General features: G+C 62.3%; 12 protein-coding genes. 8 read left to right on the top strand and 4 right to left on the bottom strand.

The window, feature by feature from the left end; genetic code table 11:
* Positions 1-44: 44 nt before the first annotated feature.
* The 5 genes from rsmI (at position 45) to GGQ66_RS00855 (ending at position 4,707) form a co-directional block, all read left to right on the top strand.
* On the top strand, positions 45-965 hold the full coding sequence (gene rsmI, locus GGQ66_RS00875) for a 16S rRNA (cytidine(1402)-2'-O)-methyltransferase (RefSeq protein ID WP_183788461.1): 921 nt from the start codon (positions 45-47) through the stop codon (positions 963-965).
* Positions 962-1,324, top strand: coding sequence for a YraN family protein (locus GGQ66_RS00870; protein ID WP_183788459.1), 363 nt, complete (start codon positions 962-964; stop codon positions 1,322-1,324). Before rsmI ends, GGQ66_RS00870 begins: the two co-directional genes overlap by 4 nt.
* A gap of 97 nt (positions 1,325-1,421) precedes the next feature.
* Positions 1,422-1,931, top strand: coding sequence for a cupin domain-containing protein (locus tag GGQ66_RS00865; protein ID WP_183788457.1), 510 nt, complete (start codon positions 1,422-1,424; stop codon positions 1,929-1,931).
* Positions 1,932-2,018: 87 nt separating this feature from the next.
* Positions 2,019-2,966 (top strand): glutathione synthase, encoded by a 948-nt coding sequence (gene gshB / locus GGQ66_RS00860; RefSeq protein ID WP_183788455.1) that lies wholly within the window; start codon positions 2,019-2,021, stop codon positions 2,964-2,966.
* Between the two features lie 208 nt (positions 2,967-3,174).
* Entirely contained in the window at positions 3,175-4,707 is a 1,533-nt protein-coding gene (locus tag GGQ66_RS00855) for a YifB family Mg chelatase-like AAA ATPase (RefSeq protein WP_183788453.1), read from the top strand.
* A 5-nt stretch (positions 4,708-4,712) separates the two neighbouring features.
* Here GGQ66_RS00855 and GGQ66_RS00850 read toward each other — a convergent pair whose 3' ends face one another.
* Positions 4,713-5,783: a sensor histidine kinase gene (locus GGQ66_RS00850; protein ID WP_183788451.1), complete on the bottom strand. Its 1,071-nt coding sequence runs from the start codon at positions 5,781-5,783 to the stop codon at positions 4,713-4,715.
* A 141-nt stretch (positions 5,784-5,924) separates the two neighbouring features.
* Positions 5,925-6,893 carry a cysteine synthase A gene (cysK, locus tag GGQ66_RS00845; protein WP_183788449.1) on the bottom strand — a complete coding sequence of 323 codons (969 nt, stop codon included), beginning with the start codon at positions 6,891-6,893 and terminating at the stop codon, positions 5,925-5,927.
* A gap of 429 nt (positions 6,894-7,322) precedes the next feature.
* Between cysK and GGQ66_RS00840 the strand changes: the two genes are divergently transcribed.
* Positions 7,323-8,411 (top strand): diguanylate cyclase, encoded by a 1,089-nt coding sequence (locus GGQ66_RS00840; protein WP_183788447.1) that lies wholly within the window; start codon positions 7,323-7,325, stop codon positions 8,409-8,411.
* A 12-nt stretch (positions 8,412-8,423) separates the two neighbouring features.
* Here GGQ66_RS00840 and dut read toward each other — a convergent pair whose 3' ends face one another.
* The gene (dut, locus tag GGQ66_RS00835) at positions 8,424-8,894 is read right to left on the bottom strand and encodes a dUTP diphosphatase (protein WP_183788445.1); all 471 of its coding nucleotides are present in this window, start codon (positions 8,892-8,894) and stop codon (positions 8,424-8,426) included.
* Between the two features lie 91 nt (positions 8,895-8,985).
* Here dut and GGQ66_RS00830 point away from each other — a divergent pair, with 91 nt between their 5' ends.
* Both GGQ66_RS00830 and GGQ66_RS00825 read left to right on the top strand, forming a co-directional pair.
* Positions 8,986-10,569 carry a peptide chain release factor 3 gene (locus tag GGQ66_RS00830; protein ID WP_183788443.1) on the top strand — a complete coding sequence of 528 codons (1,584 nt, stop codon included), beginning with the start codon at positions 8,986-8,988 and terminating at the stop codon, positions 10,567-10,569.
* Between the two features lie 253 nt (positions 10,570-10,822).
* The gene (locus tag GGQ66_RS00825) at positions 10,823-11,632 is read left to right on the top strand and encodes a class II glutamine amidotransferase (protein WP_183788441.1); all 810 of its coding nucleotides are present in this window, start codon (positions 10,823-10,825) and stop codon (positions 11,630-11,632) included.
* On the opposite strand, the gene coaBC is transcribed toward GGQ66_RS00825, so the two are convergent.
* Positions 11,629-12,858 (bottom strand): bifunctional phosphopantothenoylcysteine decarboxylase/phosphopantothenate--cysteine ligase CoaBC, encoded by a 1,230-nt coding sequence (gene coaBC, locus GGQ66_RS00820; RefSeq protein WP_183788439.1) that lies wholly within the window; start codon positions 12,856-12,858, stop codon positions 11,629-11,631. The genes GGQ66_RS00825 and coaBC overlap by 4 nt on opposite strands.
* Positions 12,859-12,907 lie beyond the last annotated feature (49 nt).

The raw sequence follows: 12,907 nt of genomic DNA, 5'->3' as shown, positions 1-12,907 counted from the left end.
CGCCTGCTTGACCCATAAGAGAAAAAACAGCGAGGCGAGGCACGATGGCAGCGGTGACGGACAGCGAAAAGCCGGCGGGCGCAGTGGATAAGACCTTCCGCGTGCACGACCACGTCATTGCCGCCCGGCCCTTGAGCGCCGGCCTCTATCTCGTGGCCACGCCCATCGGCAATCTCGGTGACATCACGCTGCGCGGGCTGGAAACGTTGGCCGCGGCCGATGTGCTGGCCTGTGAGGATACCCGCGTCACCCGCGTCCTGCTTGATCGTTACGGCATCCGAAACCGCCCCTTCTCCTATCACGAGCACAATGCCGATGAGGCCGGAACCCGGCTTCTTGCCTTTCTGGAAGAGGGAAAGTCGGTGGCGCTGGTGTCGGATGCCGGGACGCCGCTCGTGTCCGATCCCGGCTACCGGCTGGCGCAGCGGGCCATTGAGGCCGGCCATCCCGTCGTGCCGCTGCCGGGGGCTTCTGCGCCGCTGGCGGCTCTGCTCGGTTCCGGTTTGCCCAATGATGCCTTTCTCTTCGCGGGTTTCCTGCCAACCAGGGACAAGGCCCGCCATGAACGGCTGCGGGCTCTGATCGATGTCCCTGCGACACTGATCTTTTTCGAATCGCCTCACCGCATCGGCGCGACCCTTGCCGCGGCGGCCGAGGAATACGGTCCTGACCGGCCTGCCGCCGTCTGCCGCGAACTGACCAAGACCTATGAGGAGTTCCGGCGCGGCCCACTTGGCGAACTCGCAGCCGAATTCGCCGAGCGGCAGGTCAAGGGCGAGATCGTTTTCGTCATTGGCCCGCCCGGCGAAAAGGCCGGAGCAGATCCGGCCGATGTGGACCGGATATTGCGCGACCTGGCCGCAACGCGCTCTGCCGGCCAGGCCGCGACGGAGGCTGCGAAACTGACAGGTCTGCCGCGAAAACGACTTTACCAGCGGCTTCTGGAGCTGAAGGACGGCGCATGAGGGACACCCGGCAGGCGCGGCAGAAGGCTGAATGGCGGGGCCGTTTTTCCGAACGTGTCGCTGCCTTTTGGCTGATGCTCAAGGGCTATCGCGTCGTCGCCTTGCGTTATCGCACCTTTGCCGGGGAAATCGACATCATCGCGATGCGGGGCGATCTGGCGGTATTCGTGGAGGTGAAGGCCCGGCGCCAGGAAGGGCTTGCCATCGATGCCGTCGGGTTCTCGGCACAGACCCGCATCCGGGCGGCCAGCGATATCTGGCTGTCAGGCCGGAAGGATGCGGCCCGCCTTTCCCAGCGCTACGATATCGTGGCCGTGCTTCCCTTTCGTCTGCCGCGACATTTCCCGGACGCCTTCTGAAAAGCCGGATCGTTAAAATGCGAGCGTTCCCCTGAACCCGTCCGTTACCTTCCCCTGCTACCTCTTGGCGAAGAACGGACAAGACAGGGGTGGGATCATGCCGTTGAAACTCTTGATGGCGGCAGCGCTGGCCATTACGGCAAAGCGACATATGGACGAACAGGAACGCGCCGAACCGGCACCGGTTTTCGTGGCGGATGGCGTTTCGCAGATGATGATGAAGGACGCGCCGATCGAACCCGGCTGGGTAATCGAAGGCGCGCCGCATGCGCGTCTTTCCGAACACTCCAAGAGCCACGACAAGGCCTCCGCAACGGCGGTTTGGGACTGCACCGCCGGCACCTTCCGCTGGTTTTTCGGCTGGGACGAGACGGTGGTGATTCTCGAGGGCTCGGTGCACATCACCGCTGAAGACGGTACGCAACGCCTGCTTTGCGCCGGCGACATCGCCTATTTCAAGGCAGGCACCTGGGCCACCTGGCATATCGACCATTATGTGCGCAAGGTTGCCTTCGTGCGCCGGCCTTTCCCCAGCCTGATGGTTGCGGCGATGAAGCTGAAGCGGGCGTTGAAGGGTGGCGATCCGGCTTCAGGCCTTGCGGCCTGAGGCATCGCGCCAATCTTTCCGTGATTGCGTTGCGCTTGCCCGATCCGCGTCCTAAATAGACGCAACCGTATCAGGAGAGGGCCAGCCATGGCGAAGATCAGGAATGTCGCGGTCCAGATGGACCATGTTTCGACCATCAATATCGCGGGCGATTCCACCTTCGCCATGAGCCTTGAGGCGCAGGCTCGCGGCTACAAGCTGTTCCACTACACGCCCGATCGCCTGAGCCTGCGTGACGGTAAGGTTTTCGCCACCGTGGAGCCCATGGAACTGCGCGACGTCAAGGGCGATCACTACACGCTGGGCGAACCCGAGCGCGTTGATCTTGCGACGATGGATGTCGTTCTGTTGCGGCAGGACCCGCCCTTTGACATGGCCTATATCACGGCGACCCACCTTCTGGAGCGCATCCATCCGAAGACGCTCGTCGTCAACGATCCGGCCTGGGTGCGCAATTCGCCGGAAAAGATTTTCGTCACCGAGTATGCGGACCTCATGCCGCCGACGCTGATCACCCGCGACGTTGCGGAAATCGCGGCCTTCCGCGCTGAAATGGGCGACATCATTTTGAAGCCGCTCTATGGCAATGGGGGTGCGGGTGTGTTCCACACCTCGCGTGACGATCGCAATTTCGCCTCGCTGCTGGAAATGTTCGGTCAGATGTTCCGTGAGCCCTTCATCGCGCAGGCCTATCTGCCGGCGGTTCGCAAGGGCGACAAGCGCATTCTTCTCGTCGATGGCGAGCCTGTCGGCGCCATCAACCGCGTTCCCGCCGAACACGACAGCCGATCGAACATGCATGTCGGTGGCCGCCCGGAAAAGACGGAGTTGACGGCACGCGAAAAGGAAATCTGCGAGCGCATCGGCCCGGCGCTGAAGGCACGCGGCTTCCTGCTCGTCGGCATCGATGTGATCGGCGATTACATGACGGAAATCAATGTAACGTCGCCCACCGGCATTCGCGAAGTGCGCCGTTTCGACGGTACCGACATTGCTGCCCTGCTTTGGGATGCCATCGAGCGCAAGCGCGCCTGACCGGGGCCGCCGGACACGTTAAGCGCGTGTCCGGTTGCCACACTTTGTTCCGGGCGCACAACCGGATGCAACCTCTATGCATCGTGATGCGCGAAATTGTTCTTAAAACGTTCTTGTTGTATTCCTTTTTTCGTGCCAGATTGCAACCCGTAACCCGATACTACCCACGGGGTATTCAGGGTAAAGGGGATCGGCAGGGGAATTCGGCATGGTGGCGCGCGTCTCGACGGTTGCATTTCAGGGGATAGAAGGCGTGCCTGTCGAGGTGCAGGTCATGGTCGCGCCGGGCAAGGTCGGCATGCAGATCGTCGGCCTGCCGGACAAGGCGGTGGCCGAAAGCCGCGAACGGGTTCAGGCGGCCCTTCATGCCACCGGACTGGCCCTTCCTCCGAAGCGCATCACCGTCAATCTCGCCCCCGCCGATCTTCCCAAGGAGGGGTCGCATTTCGACTTGCCGATCGCGCTCGGGCTGATGGCTGCCCTGGGGGCCGTGCCCGCAGACGCGCTGGACGGTTATGTGGTGGCGGGTGAACTGAACCTTGACGGCACGATTGCCGCGATTTCCGGCGCGCTGCCTGCCGCGATCGCCGCCAATGCTGCCGGCAAGGGCCTGATCTGCCCGGCCGCCAGCGGCCCGGAGGCGGCCTGGGCGGGTGAGGGGATGGAGATCCTCGCACCACGCAGCCTGATCGCCATCGCCAATCACTTCAAGGGCGAACAGAAGCTGGCCCGTCCGCAGCCCGCCATTCGCGGGGCCGCCGCCGCTTTGCCGGATCTTGCCGATATCAAGGGGCAGGAAAGTGCGCGCCGCGCGCTGGAGGTCGCCGCCGCCGGCGGCCATAACCTTTTGATGGTCGGGCCGCCCGGTGCGGGGAAATCCATGCTCGCCGCGCGCCTGCCGTCGATCCTGCCGCCGCTTTCGCCGGCGGAACTGCTGGAAGTCTCTATGATCCATTCCATCGCCGGCGAACTGGCGGATGGTCGTTTGACGGATCGGCGGCCCTTCCGCACGCCGCATCACTCCGCCACCATGGCGGCGCTGACGGGTGGCGGCGCGCGTGCCCGTCCGGGCGAGGCGTCTTTGGCCCATCACGGCGTTCTCTTTCTCGATGAGTTGCCGGAGTTTTCCCCGCAGGCGCTTGATGCCTTGCGCCAGCCGCTGGAAACGGGCGAATGCGTGGTGGCCCGCGCCAATCATCGTGTGTCCTACCCGTCCCATATCCAGCTCGTTGCCGCCATGAACCCGTGCCGGTGCGGCATGGCAGGCGAGCCTGGCCATGTCTGTGCGCGGGGTCCGCGCTGCCAGTCCGATTATCAGGGGCGGGTTTCCGGTCCACTGCTTGACCGCATCGACATCCGTATCGACGTTCCGGCGGTAACGGCGCTGGACCTCATCAAACCGGCGGCTTCCGAGCCCAGCGAGATCGTGGCGCAGCGTGTCGCCACAGCCCGGATGCGCCAGCGCCAGCGGTTCATCGAGGCCGGCCTTCCGGCGGTGACGACCAATGCCCGCTGCCCGGCGGCGCTTATCGAGGCGCTGGTGAATGCGGATGCGGGGGGCTTGCAATTGCTGCGCGATGCCGCGGAGAAGCTGAAGTTTTCCGCGCGCGGTTATCACCGCATCCTGAAGGTAGCCCGCACGCTGGCCGATCTCGATGGCAGCGAGACCGTCGGAAGGCTGCATCTGGCTGAGGCGATTTCCTACCGCATTGCCGGCGAGCGTCTTTCGGCGGCGGCCTGACCGGCTCAGAAGTCGGCAGGCTCGGTATCATTCACGGATTTGGCGATGCTGCGCATCGGGATCGTCATGATGACGATGGCGCCGGTGGCGGGAAACGCGACCTGTGCCTCGCCGTTCAGCATGCCGATGACGCGTGAAATCAGGGTTGAGCCGAAGCCCTTGCGCTCGGAATCGGTTTCCGGTTGCGGTCCCCCCCTTTCGCACCAGACGATCTCAAGGTCGGGCTCGTCGGGTGTTTCCGCACGAAATATTTCTTTCCAGGTAACATCGATATGACCCCGGCCGGTTGAAAGTGCGCCATATTTGGCGGCATTCGTGCCGAGTTCGTGCAGAATAAGGCTGAGAACAACGGAGGTTTGCCCTGCCGCAGAAACGACGGGACCGGCGAGGGTGAAGCGATTGGTATCACCGGCGCCAAAGGGGGAGAGCGCCTGTTCAACCACGGAGCGCAGTGTCGTCGGTCCAGCGGGTCCCGCGTTGCGCAGCAGCAGGCTCGAGCGCGCCATGGCGTTCAGCCGTTCCTTCAGCTTTTGGGCCAGTTCCTCGGAAGTGGCGGCGTGGCGCTGCGACAGGGTGATGACCGCATTCATCGTCGCAAAGACATTCTTCAGCCGGTGGTCCAGCTCATTGGTCAGCATCTCCCGTTCCTCGCCCATGCGCTCCAGGTCTCGGCGGGCGATCAACTCGGCACGATAGGCGCTCATCATCAGGCTCAGCAGGAAGAGGTCGGTCGATACCACGATGACATAGAGCAGCAGGGCCGTCAGCGTGCCACTGTTCACGCCGCCATCCTGCGGTGAGATGAAGAAGTACCACGACGCAAAGCCGGCCAGAACGGCGACCATCGCGCCTTGCCGGACGCCGAACAGGAAACCGGCGATCACGACTGCGGGAAAAAAGGTGAGAAACGGAAAACCCTGCGGCAAGGTGGGCTCGAGCCAGAAGCGAAGGGCAAGCGCCACGGCAAATACGACGAGTGCCAACGCGTAGCTGGCGGCTTTTTTTGTCGGTGTAAGCTCACCGCGAACGGCTTTGAAAGCAGGCAGTTTCCGGAAGAAACCGATTTTCTTGGGCATGAAGGGTCCCGTGCACACGCGTTCGCTACACCAAACGCCAGACCACGCTACTTCAGATGACGCCAAATCACAATCGGGCCAAGACAGGCCGGAACGCATCATGAAAAGCCCCGGAGCGACGGGCTCCGGGGTCTTGTGGTGTTAGTCGCCGAGACCGTCGAACAGTGCCGTCGACAGGTAGCGTTCGGCAAAGGAGGGGATGATGACCACGATGGTCTTGCCCTCGTTTTCTGGACGTTGGCCGGCCTCGATGGCGGCCGTCAACGCCGCACCGGAAGAAATGCCGACCGGAATGCCTTCGAGGCGGGCGATCAGGCGGGCATTTTCGAACGCATCCTCGTTGGAAACGGTGATGATCTCGTCATACACCTTGGTGTCGAGAACCGGCGGCACGAAGCCGGCGCCGATGCCCTGGATCTTGTGCGGTGAAGGCTGGCCGCCCGACAGAACCGGGCTTGCACTCGGCTCGACGGCGATGACCCGCACAGAAGGCTTTTTCGCCTTCAGTACCTGGCCTGTGCCGGTGATGGTGCCGCCGGTGCCGACGCCCGAAACGAGAATATCGACAGCGCCGTCCGTATCGTTCCAGATTTCCAGCGCCGTCGTGTTGCGATGGATTTCCGGGTTGGCGGCATTCTCGAACTGCTGCGGAATGACTGCGTCGGGCAGGGAGGCGGCCAGTTCCTCGGCTTTGGCGATTGCACCCTTCATGCCCTTGGTGCCCTCGGTCAGCACGAGTTCCGCGCCGAGAAGCGCCACCATCTTGCGACGCTCGATGGACATGGTTTCCGGCATGGTGAGGATCAGGCGATAACCCTTGGCGGCGGCGGCAAAGGCCAGCGCGATACCGGTATTGCCCGACGTCGGCTCGATCAGCACGGTCTTGCCGGGGGTGATCTTACCGGCGGCTTCCAGCGCTTCGATCATCGCCACGCCGATACGATCCTTGACGGAGGCGATCGGGTTGAAGAATTCAAGCTTGGCGAGGATCGTGGCTTTGACACCTTTTTCCTTGGCCAGCTTGTCGAGACGCACGAGGGGCGTATTGCCGACCGTCTCGGTGATGGATGCGTAAATGCGCCCGCGACCAGGCTCTTGAATACCGGACATGACGTCCCTCCTTGTGAAAGCATATGGCGGGACAATAGGGCGGGTACGCGGGGAGGGCGAGAAATATTTATTTCGAAACAAAGAAGTATATGGAATTGACGTCCGATTATTGAGAAAATGGAGTTAAATATTCCAAACGCGGCGCTTGTTGCCCGTAGGTTCCGATCTGGCGGCGATCAAGGCACGGCTGGGTAGTAAAAGCGGTGCAATCGCGCTAGATTGTCAGACAGTCGTGCTGCCATGGTGCGGTGTCGGTTGCAGCGGGTGGCCGCTCGCCCGGCGATCGACAGAACCGGAGGTTCATCGCATGGGACGATTGCAGCGGAATGTGGCTGATGCCAGGCCGAAAAGAACGCGATCCGCGTCAGTCTATCCTTGCGCCGGGAAATCATTCTTTTGCGATTGCACTTCAATCCGACGGATAAGTATTTGATTCTGCAGCACACGCACCCAGCCCTTGCAATGTTTCCCCGTATCTCGATCCGCCAGTCTTTTCGTAATGCCTTCTTCAAGGGCGCCGTCGTGTCCGTTCCCGCTCTGGCGTTGCAGGCTTTGCTTCTGGTCTGGGTCGGGCAGGCGGCCTGGGCGCTTCTGCCGGTTGCGGTCATCCTGCTAGTTTCCACAGCCTACACGGTGATTGCGCATGCCGCCGACCGCCGTCCGCTTGCAGCCACAGCGATAACGATCGGCTTCGCGGTTGCTTACAGCCTCGTCATGGCGCTCGGTTTCGGCGGGCCGTTCGGCTTTCATTTTCTTCTCATCGCCTTCCTGCCGGTTGCGCTCGCTTCGGAGCGGGCAGGCGACGTCGGGAAATGGGCGGCCGCTGCGGCATTGTGCTTCTTCACCTTGTGGATCGAATTTCGCGATGGCGGCGCCTTCCTTCTGCATTCGGAAGCCATGGTCACGCAGGCCAGCCTGTTCCGCTTCGTCAACATGGCGCTGGCTTTCCTTCTGCTGGCCGCTTTCATTCGCATTGCGCTCGATTTCAAGAGGGAGGACATGCGCCGGGATGCGCCAGCCATCGCATCGCCGCGCCTTGGGGGTGTACAGCCGGATCGCCGGCGCCTGACGGATGCGGTGAGCAAGCCACACCTGCATTTCATGGAGCCGGATCGTGTTTTCTCGGTCATCGTGCTCGAGGTCGACCACCATGCCGCTATCGCCGAGATTTTCGGCCGCTTCATCGCCGAGCAGGTCGCACGGCAGGCGTCGGCGATGATCCTCGGCAAGGTTCGGGAAACGGACATGATCAGCCGGCGGGGACGCCGGACCTTCCTTATCTTCCTGCCTGAAACGGTGGAGGAGGAGGCGTGTGTTGTGGCGGAGCGTATCCGCACTGCCATTGCGGAACTGCCGCTGCGTGTCGGCGATCTGTCACTGCGGGTGTCGGTAACGCTTGGCATCGCCCAGTCCCGGGCAAGCGATGACATTGCCATCGCCATCGCCGATGCAGAAAGGGCAATGGCATCGGGCCATGCCGCCGGCCGCAATCGCACGATGCTGGCCGGTCTTCTCTGAGAAACGATCTTGTCAGACGCCGGTGGAGCCGAAACCGCCGGCCCCGCGTGTGGTGTCGGATGTTTCCGTCACTTCTGCCACAGCCACCTGTGTCACCGGTGCAATGACCATCTGGGCGATACGCATGCCGCGCTCGATGGTGAACGCCTCATCGCCGAGATTGACGAGCAGAACCTTCACTTCGCCGCGATAGTCGCTATCGATGGTGCCGGGCGTGTTGAGGCAGGTGATGCCGTTCTTGAAGGCCAGCCCCGAACGCGGACGGATCTGTGCTTCGAACCCTTGCGGTATTTCCATGATGAAACCGGTTGGCACCAGTGCGCGTTTGCCGGGGGCGAGCGTGAGAGGCTGGTCCGGAGGCACGGCGGCACGAAGATCCATGCCGGCGGCCCCCGCCGTCTCATAGGCGGGAAGATCGATGGCATCGGCGTGCGGCAGGCGCTTGAGGCCCAGGGTGGGGCGAACATTGTTTTGAAGGGTCATGACCCGACAGTTTGCCTTTTACGCGGCAAGGTCAATTGCAATGGGGGGTGAGACCCGCTAGATACGCGGCAATTCCACAGGATTTCAAAGAATGGCCGAAACCCTTGCAGAGGCGGTCTCCCGCCGCCGCACCTTCGCGATCATCGCCCACCCGGACGCCGGCAAGACCACGCTGACCGAAAAACTGCTGCTGTTCGGCGGCGCGATCCAGCTCGCCGGTGAAGTGAAGGCCAAGAAGGACCGTATCCAGACCCGTTCGGACTGGATGAAGATCGAGCGTGAACGCGGCATTTCGGTCGTGACCTCGGTGATGACTTTCGAATATGACGGCAATGTCTTCAACATTCTCGACACGCCCGGTCACGAAGATTTCGCGGATGATACCTACCGCACGCTGACGGCGGTGGATGCCGCCATCATGGTCATCGACGCCGCCAAGGGCATCGAGCCGCGCACGCTGAAACTTTTCGAAGTCTGCCGCATGCGCGATATTCCGATCATCACCTTCATCAACAAGATGGACCGCGAAAGCCGCGATCCCTTCGAGATTCTGGATGAGGTCGAGGAAAAGCTGGCGCTGGACACCGCGCCCGTTACCTGGCCGGTCGGGCGTTCCAAAACCTTCTGCGGCGCCTACAATCTGGCAAACAGCACGTTCCGCGGTTCTGACACGCAGGTCGAACCGGAAAAGGTCAATGGTGCGCAGAGCGTCGCCAGCCATTTACCGGAAAACGAACGTCAGGCCTTTATCGATGAACTGGAGCTGGCCATCGAGGCCTGTCGTCCGTTTGATCGCGAGGCTTTCCTCGAAGGCCACATGACACCGGTCTTCTTCGGTTCGGCACTGCGCAATTTCGGCGTTCGCGATCTCATCAACGCGCTCGGTGCCTATGCGCCGCCGCCGCGCGACCAGGTCGCCGATACCCGCACGGTGCATGCGGCGGAAGATGCGATGACGGCCTTCGTCTTCAAGATTCAGGCCAACATGGACCCGAACCACCGCGACCGCATCGCGTTTGCGCGAATCTGCTCCGGCAAGCTGCAGCGTGGCATGAAGGCGAGGCTTGCCCGCACCGGCAAGCAGATCGGCCTCACCGCACCGCAATTCTTCTTTGCCTCGCAGCGCCAGCTCGCCGATACTGCCTTTGCCGGCGATGTCGTCGGCATTCCGAACCATGGTACGCTGCGCATCGGCGATACGCTGACCGAAGGCGAATCGCTCGTCTTCCAGGGCGTGCCGAACTTTGCCCCGGAAATCCTGCGCCGCGTGCGGCTTGAGGACGCCATGAAGGCAAAGAAGCTCAAGGAAGCGCTGCAGCAGATGGCGGAAGAGGGCGTCGTGCAGCTCTTTTCGCCGGAAGACGGTTCGCCCGCCATCGTCGGCGTCGTCGGTGCGCTTCAGCTCGACGTGCTCAAGGAGCGCCTGATGGCTGAATATGGCCTGCCGGTGTCGTTCGAAATGTCGCGCTTTTCCATCTGCCGCTGGATTTCGGCGGATCAGGCCGCCGACCTCGACAAGTTCACCAACAGCCATCGCGGCGATATCGCCCGCGACCTCGACGGTGATCCGGTCTATCTGGCGCAGGATAGCTTCTCGCTGCGTTACGAGTCGGAACGCTATCCGGCCATCAAGATGGTTGCCATTAAGGAGTATCACGCCGTCAAGGCGGCATGATCTGAAGCCTCGTTAACGAAATGGGCGCGCGGTCTTGCAAGGACCGCGCAATTTCCCGATTTCCACCCTCCTCCCACCGCATTCTCCGGTCAGAACGACAGGCAGTCATTGAGGTCGTTCACAGGCGGATACCAGCGTTGCAAAAATGTGAACAGTCCGCCGCGCGGATCTGTGTCAGATTTTTGAACGTTCAGCTTGTATTAACTCAGTCGGGCTGAAACTTGTTTCAACGGTAGAAATCGGAGTGGATTGCATGTGTCGCTGGGCTGCTTATCGCGGCGCACCTGTCTTTATCGAGGAACTGGTGTCCTCGCCTGCCCATTCGCTGGTGGCGCAATCCCACTGCGCGACCATGGCCCGCACGACAACGAATGCCGATGGTTTCGGCATTGCCTGGTATGGGGATCGGCCCGATCCCGGCCGTTACCGCGATATCCTGCCCGCCTGGGCAGACTGCAATCTCATGAGCCTTGCCCGCCAGATCCGTTCCGGTCTGTTTCTCGCCCATGTGCGCGCCGCCACCCATGGGTCGACGCGTCGCGACAATTGCCACCCCTTCGTGGTTGGCAACTGGTCCTTCATGCATAACGGTCAGATCGACGGTTTCGAGCATCTGCGCCGCCGTATGGAATCGGAACTGTCCGACGACCTGTTCCGCTACCGTACCGGCACCACCGATTCCGAGCTTCTGTTCCTTCTGGCCCTGCAATTCGGCCTGAACGACAAGCCGCTGGAGGCCATGGCCAAGGCGGCGGGTTTTGTCGAAGACCTGTCGAACGACATGCTCGGTTACGCGCTTCTCCGCTTCACCGCGGCCTTCTCCGATGGCAAGACGTTGTTTGCCGTTCGTTATGCCACCGATGCGAAGGCGCCGACGCTTTATGCTGCACCCGTTTGCGGCGGCAACGGCCACTGTCTGGTGTCCGAACCGCTGAACGACGAGGCCGACACCTGGGTCGAAATTCCCGATGGGTCGACGGTTATCCTCAACGAGCGCGGCATGGATGTCGCCCTGTTCGAGCCGGCGGTGAACTGGGCCGCGCGGATGCGTAAAGCGGGTTAGGAACGGGAAGCGCCGAGCTTTTCCGCCGCAAATCCCGCGAGCTTCTCCGCAACCGCGTCCTTGTCCATTTCCGGCCAATGATCGATGCCCGTGCGGGATACGATCTTCACGCTGTTGCGCGTACCGCCCATGATGCCGGTTTCCGGCGAGACATCGTTGGCGACGATGAAATCCGCGCCCTTCCTGTCCAGCTTCACCTGTGCATTGGCGAGTACGTCGTTGGTTTCGGCGGCAAAGCCGATCACAAGTTTCGGACGCTCGGCATGGTGGCCCACCGTTTTCAGAATGTCCGGATTTTCCGCCATGGTCAGCGTTGGCGCCGCATCGCCCGGTTGCTTCTTGATCTTCTGGCTCGATTCCGTCGCCACGCGCCAGTCGGCCACTGCGGCCACCATCACGGCGAGATCGGCGGGAAGGGCGTTCAGCACGGCTTCAAGCATTTCCGAGGCGCGTTCCACATGGATGACCTTCACACCCTCAGGATCGGGAATCGAGACGGGGCCGGAAACGAGCGTCACATCCGCGCCGAGACGCGCGAGCGCTGCCGCAATGGCATGACCCTGCCGGCCGGATGAGCGGTTGGCGATATAGCGCACAGGGTCGATCGGCTCATGGGTCGGGCCGGAGGTGACGATGGCGCGCTTGCCGGCGAGCGGCTTCGGCGCATCGTCCAGCAGCGTCTCGATGGCGGCGACAATCTCCAGCGGTTCGGCCATGCGGCCAAGGCCCGCCTCGCCGCCTTCGGCCATTTCACCGGCCATCGGGCCGATGAAGCGGATACCGTCGCCGGCAAGGGTCGTCACATTGCGCCGGGTTGCCGGGTTCGCCCACATGGCCGGGTTCATCGCCGGAGCGAGAAGAAGTGGAATGCGCCGTGCGAGCAGAACGGCGGAGGCAAGGTCATCGGCAAGCCCGTTGGCGATCTTCGCCATGATGTCGGCGGTGGCTGGCGCCACCACGATCAGGTCGTGATCGCGGGCAAGGCGGATGTGGCCGACATCCTGTTCGTCGGTGCGGGAAAACAGATCCGTGAACACATGGCTGGCCGCAAGCGCGCCGACGGCGAGGGGTGTCACGAATTCCTGTGCGGCCTTCGTCATCACCGGCGTGACCGTAGCACCGCGCTCGCGCAGTCGGCGAATGAGGTCGAGGCTCTTATAGGCCGCGATGCCGCCGGAGATGACGAGAAGGATGCGCTTGCCCGAAAGTGTTTTCGAAAGTGCCATGGTCCCCTCCCGGCGTCCGGCGTTGGAGCTTTTTCAGCAAAAGCGCGAA

This window comes from Allorhizobium borbori (genome assembly GCF_014196535.1).
GTDB lineage: Bacteria > Pseudomonadota > Alphaproteobacteria > Rhizobiales > Rhizobiaceae > Ectorhizobium > Ectorhizobium borbori.
This window is presented reverse-complemented; position numbering and strand designations above follow the sequence as displayed.

Coding starts and splice junctions, on each gene's coding strand:
- rsmI (WP_183788461.1), top strand. CDS start 45: ATGGCAGCGGTGACGGACAGCGAAAAGCCGGCGGGCGCAGTGGATAAG.
- GGQ66_RS00870 (WP_183788459.1), top strand. CDS start 962: ATGAGGGACACCCGGCAGGCGCGGCAGAAGGCTGAATGGCGGGGCCGT.
- GGQ66_RS00865 (WP_183788457.1), top strand. CDS start 1,422: ATGCCGTTGAAACTCTTGATGGCGGCAGCGCTGGCCATTACGGCAAAG.
- gshB (WP_183788455.1), top strand. CDS start 2,019: ATGGCGAAGATCAGGAATGTCGCGGTCCAGATGGACCATGTTTCGACC.
- GGQ66_RS00855 (WP_183788453.1), top strand. CDS start 3,175: ATGGTGGCGCGCGTCTCGACGGTTGCATTTCAGGGGATAGAAGGCGTG.
- GGQ66_RS00850 (WP_183788451.1), bottom strand. CDS start 5,783: ATGCCCAAGAAAATCGGTTTCTTCCGGAAACTGCCTGCTTTCAAAGCC.
- cysK (WP_183788449.1), bottom strand. CDS start 6,893: ATGTCCGGTATTCAAGAGCCTGGTCGCGGGCGCATTTACGCATCCATC.
- dut (WP_183788445.1), bottom strand. CDS start 8,894: ATGACCCTTCAAAACAATGTTCGCCCCACCCTGGGCCTCAAGCGCCTG.
- GGQ66_RS00830 (WP_183788443.1), top strand. CDS start 8,986: ATGGCCGAAACCCTTGCAGAGGCGGTCTCCCGCCGCCGCACCTTCGCG.
- GGQ66_RS00825 (WP_183788441.1), top strand. CDS start 10,823: ATGTGTCGCTGGGCTGCTTATCGCGGCGCACCTGTCTTTATCGAGGAA.
- coaBC (WP_183788439.1), bottom strand. CDS start 12,858: ATGGCACTTTCGAAAACACTTTCGGGCAAGCGCATCCTTCTCGTCATC.